Origin of the sequence: Cupriavidus sp. DL-D2 (genome assembly GCF_039710735.1) — a bacterium.
Taxonomy (GTDB): Bacteria; Pseudomonadota; Gammaproteobacteria; order Burkholderiales; family Burkholderiaceae; genus Cupriavidus.
Map to the genome: position 1 here is coordinate 21,151 of NZ_JBDKXK010000002.1, position 13,440 is coordinate 34,590.

The 13,440-nt window shown below is 64.1% G+C and carries 12 protein-coding genes; 3 read left to right on the forward strand and 9 right to left on the reverse strand.

All coding sequences use genetic code 11. The annotated features are described in order from the left end of the window. Nucleotides 1-19: 19 nt before the first annotated feature. From ABDB81_RS01175 to ABDB81_RS01185, 3 genes are all read right to left on the reverse strand, one after another. Nucleotides 20-409 carry an MAPEG family protein gene (locus ABDB81_RS01175; protein ID WP_160473284.1) on the reverse strand — a complete coding sequence of 130 codons (390 nt, stop codon included), beginning with the start codon at nucleotides 407-409 and terminating at the stop codon, nucleotides 20-22. A 102-nt stretch (nucleotides 410-511) separates the two neighbouring features. After that, complete coding sequence (locus tag ABDB81_RS01180) at nucleotides 512-742, reverse strand: RNA-binding S4 domain-containing protein (protein WP_160472819.1); 231 nt, start codon at nucleotides 740-742, stop codon at nucleotides 512-514. Further along, on the reverse strand, nucleotides 742-2,493 hold the full coding sequence (locus tag ABDB81_RS01185; protein ID WP_160472818.1) for a glutamine--tRNA ligase/YqeY domain fusion protein: 1,752 nt from the start codon (nucleotides 2,491-2,493) through the stop codon (nucleotides 742-744). The genes ABDB81_RS01180 and ABDB81_RS01185 overlap by 1 nt, the downstream gene beginning before the upstream one ends. Before the next feature lie 284 nt (nucleotides 2,494-2,777). Between ABDB81_RS01185 and ABDB81_RS01190 the strand changes: the two genes are divergently transcribed. Continuing rightward, nucleotides 2,778-4,235: a CoA transferase gene (locus ABDB81_RS01190; protein WP_346809434.1), complete on the forward strand. Its 1,458-nt coding sequence runs from the start codon at nucleotides 2,778-2,780 to the stop codon at nucleotides 4,233-4,235. Nucleotides 4,236-4,257: 22 nt separating this feature from the next. Here the strand turns inward: ABDB81_RS01190 and ABDB81_RS01195 are convergent, their stop codons facing one another. After that, a complete protein-coding gene (locus ABDB81_RS01195) occupies nucleotides 4,258-4,875 on the reverse strand; it encodes a pyridoxamine 5'-phosphate oxidase family protein (RefSeq protein WP_346809436.1) in 618 nt (205 codons plus the stop codon). 82 nt (nucleotides 4,876-4,957) lie between these two features. Next, entirely contained in the window at nucleotides 4,958-5,818 is an 861-nt protein-coding gene (locus ABDB81_RS01200) for a PhzF family phenazine biosynthesis protein (protein ID WP_346809438.1), read from the reverse strand. A gap of 177 nt (nucleotides 5,819-5,995) precedes the next feature. Here ABDB81_RS01200 and gltS point away from each other — a divergent pair, with 177 nt between their 5' ends. Further along, complete coding sequence (gene gltS, locus ABDB81_RS01205) at nucleotides 5,996-7,213, forward strand: sodium/glutamate symporter (RefSeq protein ID WP_160472814.1); 1,218 nt, start codon at nucleotides 5,996-5,998, stop codon at nucleotides 7,211-7,213. A 101-nt stretch (nucleotides 7,214-7,314) separates the two neighbouring features. Here gltS and ggt read toward each other — a convergent pair whose 3' ends face one another. Continuing rightward, on the reverse strand, nucleotides 7,315-8,940 hold the full coding sequence (ggt, locus tag ABDB81_RS01210; protein ID WP_137925717.1) for a gamma-glutamyltransferase: 1,626 nt from the start codon (nucleotides 8,938-8,940) through the stop codon (nucleotides 7,315-7,317). A 180-nt stretch (nucleotides 8,941-9,120) separates the two neighbouring features. Then, entirely contained in the window at nucleotides 9,121-10,098 is a 978-nt protein-coding gene (locus tag ABDB81_RS01215; protein ID WP_137925718.1) for a tripartite tricarboxylate transporter substrate binding protein, read from the reverse strand. Nucleotides 10,099-10,259: 161 nt separating this feature from the next. Between ABDB81_RS01215 and ABDB81_RS01220 the strand changes: the two genes are divergently transcribed. After that, the gene (locus ABDB81_RS01220; protein WP_137925719.1) at nucleotides 10,260-11,144 is read left to right on the forward strand and encodes a LysR substrate-binding domain-containing protein; all 885 of its coding nucleotides are present in this window, start codon (nucleotides 10,260-10,262) and stop codon (nucleotides 11,142-11,144) included. Between the two features lie 75 nt (nucleotides 11,145-11,219). On the opposite strand, the gene ABDB81_RS01225 is transcribed toward ABDB81_RS01220, so the two are convergent. Together ABDB81_RS01225 and ABDB81_RS01230 are read right to left on the reverse strand one after the other, a co-directional pair. Further along, nucleotides 11,220-12,722 carry a tripartite tricarboxylate transporter permease gene (locus tag ABDB81_RS01225; protein ID WP_137925720.1) on the reverse strand — a complete coding sequence of 501 codons (1,503 nt, stop codon included), beginning with the start codon at nucleotides 12,720-12,722 and terminating at the stop codon, nucleotides 11,220-11,222. A gap of 13 nt (nucleotides 12,723-12,735) precedes the next feature. Beyond that, nucleotides 12,736-13,197, reverse strand: coding sequence for a tripartite tricarboxylate transporter TctB family protein (locus tag ABDB81_RS01230; protein ID WP_137925721.1), 462 nt, complete (start codon nucleotides 13,195-13,197; stop codon nucleotides 12,736-12,738). Nucleotides 13,198-13,440 lie beyond the last annotated feature (243 nt).

Sequence of the window (13,440 nt, forward strand, 5' to 3'; positions counted from 1 at the left end):
TAGGGTTGTGAGGGAACAGTCAGTGAACAAACACCGGCAGCAGGAAGATGCCGATGACGGTCAGCATGCCGATCGTCCAGCACAGCGTACGCAGCGTGGCCCGGTCGGTCAGGTAGCAGATGGTATAGGCAATGCGGATGACGATGAAGAACATCGCCAGTTCGTCGATGCGTGCCTGCGGTGCCGCGAGGTACGACGCGGACAACACGGCTGCGGCGAAGAACGGAAAGGCCTCGAAGTGGTTGCGGTGCGCCATGTCGGCGCGCCGCGCCCGCCCGCTCTGTTTTTCCAGCCACGCGCGAGGATCGTGGTTGTCAAAGCCGCGACGGCCGCTTCCGGCCTTGGCAATCGCGACTGTCAAAACGGGCATCAGCCCCGCCAGCAGGACACACCAGAACGCGATCGGCATGCGTGCTCCTTGGATGATGGGTTGACGTGACGGCGCCCAGCGCGCCGCCATCGGACAATCAGGACAGCCAGGCGGTGCCGCGTGACCTGATGCGACGAACCTTCATGCGGCCACGACCTTGATGCGCACACCACCGGTGCCGCCCACGGCGACAACCTGTCCGGCGCGGATCTTGGCGGTCTTGCGCGACTCCTGCGCGCCGTCCACCGACACCTCGCCCGACGCGACCAGCGCCTTGCCGGCGCCGCCGCTATCGCAGATCCCGGCCAGCTTGAGCAGGTCGTTCAGCGCGACAAACTCGCCTTCGAGCGGGAATGTGATCGTCTGCGCCATTACTTGCCGCCCCAGCTGTCCTTGAGTCCGACCGTGCGGTTGAACACGGGCTTGCCCGGTTTCGAATCCACGCGATCTGCGACGAAGTAGCCCATGCGCTCGAACTGGAAGCGGTCTTCCGGCTTCGCGTTTTCCAGGCCCGGTTCGAGGTAGGCCTTGATGACCTTCTTCGATTCGGGATTCAGTGCATCAAGAAAGTTCTTACCGCCAGCATCCGGGTTCGGATCGTTGAACAGGCGGTCGTACAGACGCACTTCGGCTTCCTGCGCATGCAGGGCGCTGACCCAGTGAATGTTGCCCTTGACCTTGACGCTGTCGGCCCCCGGCGTGCCGCTCTTCGTTTCCGGCAGGTAGTTCGCGTGGACGGCGATCACGTTGCCGTCGGCGTCCTTGTCCACGCCCGTGCATTCGATCACGTAGCCATGGCGCAGGCGCACCTTGTTGCCCGGGAACAGGCGGAAGTAGCCCTTGGGCGGCGTCTCGGTGAAGTCTTCGCGCTCGATCCACAGTTCGCGCGAGAACGGGAACTCGCGGCGACCCAGTTCGGGCTGCTTCGGATGCACCGGCGCCGAGCATGCCTCGCTCTGCCCCTCGGGGTAGTTGTCCAGGATCAGCTTGACCGGGTCCAGCACGGCCACGCTGCGGTGAGCCCGGCCATCGAGGTCGTCGCGCACGGCACCTTCCAGCGTGCTCATGTCGATCCAGCTATCGGCCTTGGACACGCCGATGCGGTCGCAGAACAGCTGGATCGATTCCGGCGTATAGCCGCGGCGGCGGATGCCGACGATGGTGGGCATACGGGGATCGTCCCAGCCGTCCACGCGCTGCTCGTCCACCAATTGCTTGAGGCGGCGCTTGCTGGTGATCGCGTAGGTCAGGTTCAGACGTGCAAACTCGTACTGGTGCGGCAGCGGGGCGGGGAAGACGCCGGCGTCGCGCAGGTGTTCGAGCACCCAGTCGTACAGCGGACGGTTATTCTCGAATTCAAGCGTGCACAGCGAATGTGTGATGTTCTCGATGGCGTCCGAGATGCAGTGCGTGAAGTCGTACATCGGATAGATGCACCACTTGTCGCCCGTGCGGTGGTGATGGGCGTGGCGGATGCGGTACAGCACCGGGTCGCGCAGCACGATGTTCGGCGCGGACATGTCGATCTTCGCGCGCAGCACGTGCTCGCCATCGCCAAACTTGCCGTCGCGCATCTCGCGGAACAGCGTCAGGTTTTCCTCGACCGTGCGGTCGCGGAACGGCGACGGCTTGCCCGGCTCGGAGAAGTTGCCCCGGTTGGCTGCAATCTGCTCGGCGGTCTGGCTGTCCACGTAGGCCACGCCGCGCTCGATCAGGGTCTCGGCAAACTGGTACAGGCGGTCGAAGTAATCGCTCGCGTAGTACAGGTGCGGGGCGGCATCGGCGGACTTGGCGTCCCACGAGAAGCCCAGCCAGTGCACGGCGTCGATGATCGAGTCGACGTACTCGGTGTCTTCCTTGACGGGGTTCGTATCGTCGAAGCGCAGGTGGCAGCGGCCGGCATAGTCGCGCGCCAGGCCGAAGTTCACGCAGATGCTCTTGGCGTGGCCAATGTGCAGATAGCCGTTCGGCTCCGGCGGAAAGCGCGTGATGACGGTCGGCAGCGGCGCGCCCTGCTGGTCGGCGCGTCCGGCGTAGGTACCTGCGGCGAGATCCTGGTCGATGATGCTCCGCAGGAAGTTGGAGGCGGCTGGCGTGTCGTTGGGCTTGTTGTCTTGGCTCATGGTGGCGCCGCGTGGCATGCGGCTCGATAGCTTGGCGGACGGGCAGGGATCGGTCAGCCCCGGTCCTGGTGTTGCCTGGAATGGCGAGATTTTACAGTGCTTGCGGGCTAACCCGTCACTAACCTGTGACGACCCGGTGATTTTAAGAATCGTCTCACCTGCATGGCGTGGCGAAGTGGTGCAGAATTCACCGCAGATCGGCTCCCCGCCCATTTTGCGAGGCGTTCTGCCGTGCGACGTGATCGTCGCATGCCGCGCCCCGCCTTGCTGCAGGAACACACGCCATGAATACCCCTTCTTCTCCCGCCTCTTCCACCCATCCTGCCGATGCACTGGCTGCGCTATGGCAGGACCTGGCCCTGCCGGCCGAGGCCCTCCGCCACCTGCACCTCACAGGCGCTGATCCGATACTGCCGTCGAGCTTCGCGATCGGCACCGCCGCACAGGTCAGCCTGGGCGCGTCGGGGCTGGCTGCGGCAGCGCTCTGGGCACAGCGCACCGGACGCTGGCAGGAGGTATCCGTGGATATGCGCCACGCACTGGCCGAGTTCCGCAGCGAGCGCTACCTGCGCGTCAATGGTGGTCCGGCCCCGGAGCTGTGGGACAAGATCGCCGGCCTGTATCCGTGCGGTGACGGGCGCTGGGTGCGCCTGCACACCAATTTCCCCCATCACCGGGACGGCGTGCTGCGCATCCTGCAATGCGCGGCGGAGAAGGATGCCGTGCGCACCACGCTTGGCAAGTGGAAGGCCGAGGATTTCGAGCAGGTGGCATCGGATGCCGGCATGGTCGTCTCGGCGATGCGGACCCACGACGAGTGGCTGGCGCATCCGCAGGCCCAGGCGCTGCGTGGCCTGCCGCCCGTGATCATCGAGAAGATCGGCGAGGCGCCGCCCCAGCCTTTGCCCGAACTGCCGCCCCATGCCGAAATCAATGTCGATGCCCGCCCGCTAAGCGGTGTTCGCGTGCTCGACTTCACGCGGATCATCGCCGGACCGGTGGCAGGTCGCACGCTGGCGGCCCATGGCGCCGACGTGCTGCTGGTCACTGCGGCACACCTGCCAGCGATGGAGGTGCTGGTAATCGACACCGGCCGAGGCAAGCGGTCCTGCCAACTGGACCTGCGCGATGCCGAGGACAAGCGCGCGCTGCACAAGCTGCTGCATGGCACCGACGTGGTGGTGCAGGGCTATCGGCAGGGTGGGCTGGATAAGCTCGGCGTCGGTCCCGAAGCGGCGGCGCGTGCGCGGCCCGGCATCGTCTACGTGTCGCTGTCGGCGTATGGCCATGTGGGACCGTGGGCTGGCAAGCGCGGATTCGACTCGCTCGTGCAGACGGCCACGGGGATCAATGGCGACGAGGCGCAGGCGGCGGGCCGCGCCGATCCGGTGCCGCTGCCGGCGCAGGTACTCGACCATGCCTCGGGTTACCTGCTGGCGCTGGGCGCGATGGCGGCATTGCATCGGCGTGCTTCGGAGGGAGGGAGCTGGCATGTGCGGGTGTCACTGGCACAGACCGCACAGTGGTTGCGGAGCCTGGGCCGCATACCGGACGGCATGGCCACGCCGGACCAGCACATCGACGAAATCTCCGATCTGCTGCAGATCGAGGAGTCGGGGTTCGGCGAACTGACCACCGTGCGTCACGCCGCGCAGCTTTCGGAGACGCCGGCGCACTGGGCGCTGCCATCGGTGCCGCTCGGCACGCATGCGCCGGAATGGCTGCTGCGCGGCAGCCATTGACGTAACGCAGTCAGTACGACGCTCAGTACAGCGTCTTGCGCAACCGTTCCGGCAGTTCGCGATCATAGGTCTCACCGTCGATCGCATTGTGGCTGAGTGTGGCGACCATCGTGCCAGTGCTCGGCAGGGTGCTGCGTGCGATCTGAGCGTCGGCTGACCAGAGATGCGACCGCACCAGCGCGCGGGCGCACTGGAAGTAGACCGACTGAATCGCAATCACCAGTACCGTGGTGGGCGGTTTGTCCTCCACCGTGCAGCGTGCAATTAGTTCGGGGTCGACGGAAATCGTCGCGATGCCACTGACCCGCAGCGTTTCGTTGATGCCGGGGATCATGAACAGCAGGCCCACGCGCGGGTCCGCCACGATATTGCGCAGGCTGTCGATGCGGTTGTTGCCACGTCGGTCGGGTAGCAGCAGTGTGCGGTCGTTGAGGATCTGCACGAAACCTGGCGAGTCGCCACGTGGCGAGCAATCGCCGCCATTGGGGTTCGAGGTCGACAGCAGACAGAACGGCGCCTTCTCGACAAAGGCACGGTAGTGAGGATGCAGGTAGTCGACTTCCTTCGCCAGGGATGCCCCAGCGGGTTGGGCATACAGCGCTTCCAGCGCGGCGATCGAGTCTAGTGTGTGCGGGGGCATGATGCGAACTCTTTGAGCAGATGCGACAGGGCCTCCAGTATGCCGCAGCATGTCGGGAGGCTCCGGGCGAAGTATCGGCGGTTCAGATCGTCACGGTGCCCCGGCCCAGTTCAATCACGCGGCCACCCACGCGGATGGCGCCGTCGGCGGTCACCGAAAGATCGAGCCGGCAGCGGCGGTCTACTTGTTCGCCCTGATCCACTTCGTATTGCGCCGGCAATGCATGTCCCGTGGCCAGCAGCCAGCCGCCGAGATTGGCGCAGGCCGAACCCGTGCCCGGATCCTCGGCCACGCCGCCACCCTGCTTGGTGAAGAAATAGCGAACCAGCACCTTGCCCCGATGGGTGGGATCGAAGGCGAACACATAGGCGGTCTTGCGTCCCAGGCTGCTTTGCGGCCACTGCTCCAACCGGCCGCTGTCCGGTTGCGCGCGACGTACGGCATCGGGGGTTTTCAGCGGCACCAGCAACTGGTCGGCGCCGGTATCGACCCACATCGGCGAAGCGGCCAGATCATCGGCCGAGAGGCCCAACAGCGAGGCCATCTCGGCATCGGGCAGCCCGGCGGGCGCGGTCTTCGGCGCGCCTGTGTGCGGCGCGGTCAGCGTCCAGCGGTCTGCCTGGGCGGTGACGGGCACCACGCCGGCCTTGAATTCGAGCGTCAGCGCATCGCTCGTGCTGGCGAGTTCGCGCACGACGTGCGCCGTGCCCAGCGTGGGATGTCCTGCGAAGCGCATCTCGTAGCCGGGCGTGAAGATGCGCACGGCCGCGGTGGCCTGTTCCGACGGCAGGACGAAGGTCGTTTCGGACAGGTTGAACTGCAGCGCCAGCGCCTGCATGGTGGCGTCATCCATGCCACGGGCATCCTCGAACACGCAGAGCGGGTTGCCTCCGAATGTGGATTCTGCAAAGACATTGACGATTCGGTACGCGTAGCTGGGCATGGTCGATGGCAGGCGGACGTTGAAAACGCCAGTCTACGGAAACGGCGTCCCGATGCCATGCACAGTTTCTGACCCGCCGAACCAGACAGTTCCGCTACGCTGCGTTTTTGGACATTTGGCGATTGGCGACATCGTTGCCGATGCGAAGAATGGATGCTTTTTTCGGGTACTCCATCCATGCTGGAACTCAACAACTACGAAACGCTCGTGGCGGCGTCGCTGGTGCTGCTGGTCGGGCGCAAGCTCGTGCAGGTCACTCGTCCGCTGCGTACCTACAATATTCCCGAGCCCGTCGCAGGTGGCCTGATCGTGGCGATCTGCCTGGCGCTCGCGCGCTACACGGCCGATGTCGAGGTGAAGTTCGATACGGTGACGCAGACTCCGCTGATGCTCGCGTTCTTCGCCACGCTCGGCCTGAGCGCGAATCTGGCCAGCCTGAAGCAGGGTGGCAAGTCGATTGGTATCTTCCTGTTCGTGGTCACCGGGTTGCTGATCATTCAAAACGGGGTCGGCGTTGGCCTCGCCAGCGCACTCGGCCTGGAGCCGGTCACGGGCTTGCTGGCGGGATCGATCTCGCTGTCCGGCGGGCACGGTACGAGCGCAGCATGGGGCGACACGTTCACCAGGCAATTCGGCATGACGTATGCCAAGGAACTTGGCGTGGCATGCGCAACGTTCGGCCTTGTGCTCGGTGGGTTGATCGGCGGTCCGGTGGCACGCCATCTGTTGCGCAGGGTGACAGTTCCCGGCCTCGGGACGGATGCCGCCGATCCGCTGACCTTCGAGAACCCGCAGGCGGGGCGGCAGATCACGGCTTCGTCGCTGATCGAGACGCTGGCGCTGATCCTGATCTGCCTCTCGGCCGGTTATGCGCTGACCGAATTCTTCAAGGGCACGCGCGTGCAATTGCCCACCTTCGTGTGGGTGCTTTTCGTCGGCGTGCTGCTGCGCAACGGGCTGGCAGCACTCGGCTGGTACACGGTGTTCGACCGTGCGCTCTCGGTGCTTGGCAACGTCAGCCTGTCGATGTTCCTGGCGATGGCGCTGATGAGCCTGAAGCTCTGGCAACTGTCGTCGCTGGCCTTGCCGATGATGCTGATCCTTGCGGTCCAGACCGCCGCGATGGCGGCTTACGCGATCTTCGTCACGTTCCGCGTGATGGGCCGCAACTACGACGCAGCGGTATTGGCGGCAGGACACTGTGGCTTCGGCCTTGGCGCCACGCCCACGGCCATTGCCAATATGCAGGCGGTGACCGACCGCTTCGGTCCGTCGCATCTGGCCTTCCTGATCGTGCCGATGGTGGGCGCGTTCTTCATCGACATCGTCAACGCCATCGTGATCCAGTTCTTCCTGAACTTGCCCATGATCGCGCCTGCGCTGATCGGCCCCTGATCGTTCGCCTGCGATAAACGTTAAAAAAGGCGCCACCGGTTTCCCGATGGCGCCTCGCAGGACTTCTACTGCGGTACTGCCGTACTACGTACTGCAAAAAATCAGAAGCCGACTGCCTGACCGTCACGTCGGCTGTCGCTGGCGGCCACATAGCCGTGCTCGCCATCGTCGGACAGGCGCCAGATGAACTGGCCCGATCCGAAATCCATGTACGGATCGTCCACCGACTTCAACTGGTGGCCGCGGTCCTTGAGACCGTCCACGGTGGTGGGGTCCATGGTGCCTTCAACGTCCAGCGTGAAATCGCGGTTGACCTTCCAACGGGGGGCACAGCAGGCGGCCTGCGGTTGCTGGTTGTAGTCGAGCATGCGCACCACGGTTTGCAAGTGGCCTTGAGGTTGCATATCGCCGCCCATCACGCCAAAGCTCATCTGCGGCTTGCCGTCCTTGGTCAGGAATGCCGGAATGATCGTGTGGAACGGCCGCTTGCCGCCTTCCACCACGTTGGCCGACTTCGGATCCATGGAGAAGCCCACGCCGCGGTTCTGCAGGCTGATGCCGGTGCCCGGCACCACCACACCCGAACCGAAACCCATGTAGTTCGACTGAATGAACGAAATCATCATGCCGTTCTCGTCGGCGGCGGTCAGGTAGATCGTGCCACCCGTGCGCGGCATGCCGAAATCGAAATGCGTGGCGCGCTGCATGTCGATCAGCTTGGCGCGCGATTTCAGGTAGGCGTCGTCGAGCATCTGCTCGGGCGTGACTTCCATGCTGCGCGGGTCCGCCACGTAGCGGTAGAGATCGGCAAAGGCCAGCTTCATGGCTTCGATCTGCAGATGCTGCGAATCCACGGAATCCACAGGCAGCGAGCCGACGTCGAACTGGTCGAGGATTCCGAGCGCCATCAGCGCGGCGATGCCCTGGCCGTTCGGCGGAATCTCATGCACTTCGTGACCACGGTAGGACTTGCTGATCGGCTTGACCCATTCCGGACGATAGTTGCGCAGGTCATCGAGCGTCATCGACGCGCCGCACGACTTGCTGAACGCGGCGATCTTCTCCGCGATTTCGCCTTCGTAGTAGGAACGGCCCTTGGTGGCGCCGATCTTGCGCAGCGTCTCGGCGGCGTCCTTGAAAACGAACTTCTCGCCCACATGCGGCGCGCGGCCGTTGGGCATGAAGGTCTCGGCAAAGCCCGGCTGGTTCTTGAGATCAGGCACGGCGGCGGCCCACTTGTGCGCCACCACCGGCGGCACGGCATAACCACGCTCGGCGATCTCGATTGCAGGTTCCATCAGGTCTTCGAACGGCAGCTTGCCGAAGCGCTCATGCAGCGCAGCCCAGCCGGCGATCACGCCCGGCACGGTCACCGAGTCCCAGCCACGCACCGGGCGATTGGCCAAACCATTGCCGTCGGCGCCGTACTTGTTCTTGAAGTAGTCGGTGCTCCACGCAGCCGGCGCCACGCCCGACGAGTTCAGGCCATGCAGTTCCTTGCCGTCCCAGAGAATGGCGAACGCATCGCTGCCCAGGCCGCACGAGACCGGCTCGACCAGCGTGATGGCAGCGGCTGCGGCAATCGCAGCGTCCACGGCATTGCCACCCTTGAGCAGCATGCGCAAGCCAGCCTGCGCGGCCAGCGGGTGCGAGGTCGACACCACATTGCGCGCAAACAGCGGAATGCGCACGGAAGGGTAGGGGTTGGTCCAGTTGAAGGTTTGCATGGTTGTCTCGTCGTCCGATACACGTTCTGTTCTGCTCCCCTCTCCCGCGGCGCGGGAGAGGGGTTGGGGGAGAGGGTTCAGCGGTTCAAATTGCGGTCTGTCGAATCGTAGCCGCCAGCCCTCTCCCCCGCCCCTCTCCCGCAGGGCGGGAGAGGGGAGAAAACCAGGGGAGTGAAAAAATCAATCCACCTGAATCTTTCGATCCTTGATCAGTTTGCCCCAGCGGGCGCTGTCTTTCTTCACCATCGCGGCGAATTGCGCGGGGGTGCCGCCAATCGGTTCGGCGCCGAGCTTGGCCAGGCGGTCCTTCACGTCCTGCGACTGGATGGCCTTGTTGAACTCGGTGTTCAGGCGCGTGACGATTTCGGGCGAAAGGCCCTTGGGGCCGTAGATGCCGAACCACGTATCCGATTCGAAGCCGGGCAGGCCCGACTCGTTGACCGTCGGCAGTTCCGGTGCCAGCGGCGAGCGCTTCATGCTCGTCACGGCCAATGCCTTGAGTTTGCCGTCCTTCACATGCGGCATGCCCGAGACGATGCTGTCGAACAGTACCTGCACCTTGCTGGAAATCAGGTCGGGTACGGCCAGCGCGGTGCCGCGATAGGGGATGTGCGTGATGAACACGCCGGCCTGCGCCTTGAACGATTCGGCAGTCAGATGGACCACGGTGCCGTTGCCGCTGGAGGCGTAGTTCAGTTCACCAGGATGCTTCTTGGCGTAGTCGATCAGGTCCTTGACGTTCTTGACCGGCAGCGTATTCGGCACCAGCAGCACGTTGGTCGCCGTGGCGACCTGGCCGATCGGCGTGAAATCGGTCTCGGTGTTGTAGGGCAGGCGCGAATTCACGAACGGCCCCACCGAGTGCGTGCTGGTGGTAGCAATCAGGATCGTGTAGCCGTCAGGCGCGGCTTTGGCAGCCATGTCCGAACCAATCGCACCGCCAGCGCCGGGCCGGTTGTCCACGACGATCTGTTGCCCCATGTTCTGGCCGACCTTCTGCGCAATGGCACGCGCCAGCAGATCGGTGGCGCCGCTGGCCGGGAACGGCACGATCAGCCGGATCGGCTTGGACGGGAAGCTGTCCGCACGCGAGGGCGCGGCGGCAATGGTCAGGCTCGAGGCAAGGCCGATGCCGAGAAGGCGTAGCCAGTGTTGCATTGTTGTTCTCCGGTACGGAACGGACAGCGTGGAAATTCGGCAGGAAACCCAAATTATTCCGCGCCCTCGGTCACAATGAAAGTTAATATTTGTTGCTTGATCCACAAGAAAATCTTGTGGATTGGCCGATCATCGGCTGCCCCTTCCTTCTACGTTGACCTATGAGCACGATTCGCTTTCTGAAGACCTTTGTTGCTGTGGCCGAGCGTGGGTCTTTTGCCGCAGCAGCAGGGCAGGTGGCGCTGACCCAGGCCGCCGTCAGCCTCCAGATGCGCTCATTGGAGGAGGAGTTGCGACGTGCCTTGTTCGACCGCAGTGGACGAGTGGCCACGCTGAATGCCGATGGCCGGGCGCTGCTGCCGCAGGCGCGCCGACTGCTGGCGCTCTATGACGAAATGCGGCTGCCGCTGTCCGGTGCCGGCGATATGGCGGGTGCCGTGGCAGTGGGAGCAGTCGTGTCGGTCATGGGCGGCCTCTCGCATGTCGTGGCCGGGATGAAGCGGACCTATCCCGCGCTCGACGTGCGCCTGATCGGCGCGAAGTCGTTCGAACTGGCCGCGATGGTGGAAAGTGGCGAACTCGATGCGGCGTTCGTGGCCGAAGGCTCGGCGCAGCTGGCCGGCACACTGCAGTGGACGCCGCTTTACGAGGAGCCCATCGTGCTGATTGCCGGACGGGGAAGCCGGGGCGATGACGCGCGGGAGGCGTTGGCCGCCAATCCCTTCCTGCGATTCGACCGGAGCCAGCGGACGGGCGCACTGGTGGAGCGTGCATTGCGGCGCGCTCACTTGCGGACCAACGAGTTCCTCGAACTGAATTCGATCGAGGCGCTGGTGGAACTGGTGCGGCAGGAGGTGGGTGTGACCGTGGTGCCATTGCTCAAGCGTTCGCGCTGGCGCGACGACCCCGCGCTGCGCATCGTGCCTTTGCGCGCGGGCGGGGAGCCGATGGTGCGCATCATCGGCATGCTGGAGCGGCGTGACCACGGACGGGTGCGCGTGACCGAGGCCATCCGCGCGGCGTGCGCAGCCCTGTTCAACGCGTGACGAAAAGGGGGCGGCATAAATGAAGAAGGGCGCCACGTAGGCGCCCTTCTTCATTTCCGCGAGACTGCCGGAGACTTACTCTTCCTGGAACGCTTCTTCGCGCTTGGCCTTGATCGACGGCAGGGCCACGATCAGCACCAGCACGGCTGCGGCAATCAGCAGGCCCAGCGACAGCGGACGCGTCACGAACACGCTGAAGTCACCACGCGACAGGAGCAGCGAGCGACGGAAGTTCTCTTCCATCATCGGTCCCAGCACAAAGCCGAGCAGCAACGGAGCCGGTTCGCAGCGCAGCTTGATGAACAGGTAGCCGATCACGCCGAAGGCTGCGGTCTGGAACACGTCGAACGTGGTGTTCTGAACCGAGTACACGCCAATGCAGCAGAACGTCAGGATGGCCGGGTACAGGTAACGGTACGGCACTTTCAGCAGCTTCACCCAGATACCGATCATCGGCAGGTTCAGGATGATCAGGATGAAGTTGCCCAGCCACATCGAGGCGATCAGGCCCCAGAACAGCGCGGGGTTGCTGGTCATGACCTGCGGACCCGGCTGGATGTTGTGGATCGTCATCGCACCGACCATCAGCGCCATCACGGCGTTGGGCGGAATGCCCAGCGTCAGCAGCGGGATGAACGAGGTCTGCGCTGCGGCGTTGTTGGCCGATTCCGGACCTGCCACGCCTTCGATGGCACCCTTGCCGAACTCGTGTGCGAACTTCGACGTCTTCTTTTCCAGCGAGTACGCTGCAAACGAAGCCAGTGCCGCACCGCCACCCGGGAGAATACCGAGCATCGAACCCAGGGCCGTACCGCGCAGGATGGCCGGGATCATGCGCTTGAAGTCTTCCTTGGTCGGGAAGAGGTTCGTCACATGGTCCGTGAAGGTCTCGCGGGCATCCTTCTGTTCCAGGTTCGCGATGATTTCCGCGAAGCCGAACACACCCATGGCCACCGACACGAAGTTCAGGCCGTCAGTCAGTTCCGGTACGTCGAACGAGAAGCGCGCGGCGCCCGAGTTCACGTCAGTACCGACCAGGCCCAGCAGCAGGCCCAGCACGATCATCGAGATCGCCTTGACCAGCGAGCCGGAGGCCAGCACCACGGCACCGATCAGGCCCAGGATCATCAGCGAGAAGTATTCGGCAGGGCCGAACTTGAACGCCAGTTCCGAGAGCGGGGCAGCAAAGGCCGCCAGGATCAGCGTGGCCACGCAGCCAGCGAAGAACGAGCCCAGACCGGCAGTGGCCAGCGCCACCCCGGCACGACCCCGCCGCGCCATCTGATAACCGTCGATCGTAGTGACCACCGACGACGATTCGCCCGGCAGGTTCACCAGGATAGCCGTGGTCGAGCCGCCGTACTGCGCGCCGTAGTAGATACCTGCCAGCATGATCAGCGCGGCCACCGGGGGCAGCGTGTAGGTCACGGGCAGCAGCATCGCGATGGTGGCCAGCGGGCCCAGGCCCGGCAGCACGCCGATCAGCGTACCGAGCACGCAGCCCAGGAACGCGTAGGCGATGTTCTGAAAGGACAGGGCGGTCGAAAAGCCCAGTCCGAGGTTGGTCAACAATTCCATGAGGGCCGTCTCCTTAGCTTGCCAGGAACGCCGGCCACACCGGCATCTGCAGGTTGATGCCGTATACGAACGCGCCCAGGCTGATGATCACCAGGATGATCGCGTTGAGTACGGCGCCCTTCCAGCTGAATTCATGGCTGGCCATCGAGGAGACCAGTACCAGGACCACCACCGACAGCACCATGCCCAGCGGCTTGAGCAGCAGGCCGAACAGGACGACCGAGCCCAGGATCCACAGCAGGATCTTCAGGTCCCAGCGGGCCAGTTGGTCGTTCTCTGCCTTGGAAGACAGCGAGCCCCACAGTACGAGCGCGCCAAGGATGGCGAGCACGATGCCGAGCCAGAACGGGAAGTATCCCGGTCCCATCTTGGCGGCTGTTCCCATGGAATAGCCACGGGCAACGAAGGAAAAGCTCAGTCCGACCAGGATGAACATCAGGCCGGAGGCAAAGTCCTTTTGGCTGCGTATGCGCAAAATGATTCTCCTCGATTTGAATCTTGAAAAGCTTCGCGACAGAGGCTGCCTGTCGCGGCAGGGTGGAAGGTAAAAGCGCATCCTTTCAGCTACCTTTCATATGTCTGCATAAAGTGGCAACCTCAGGGTATGTCCCTACGCAGACGTCCGAAAGGTTTCGGTAAGTCGTTGACAATGCAAGGAAAAATGCAGGGAAAACGCGCAGCAACGCGGTGCGCGGGCTTGTGGAAAGCAGGACGAAAG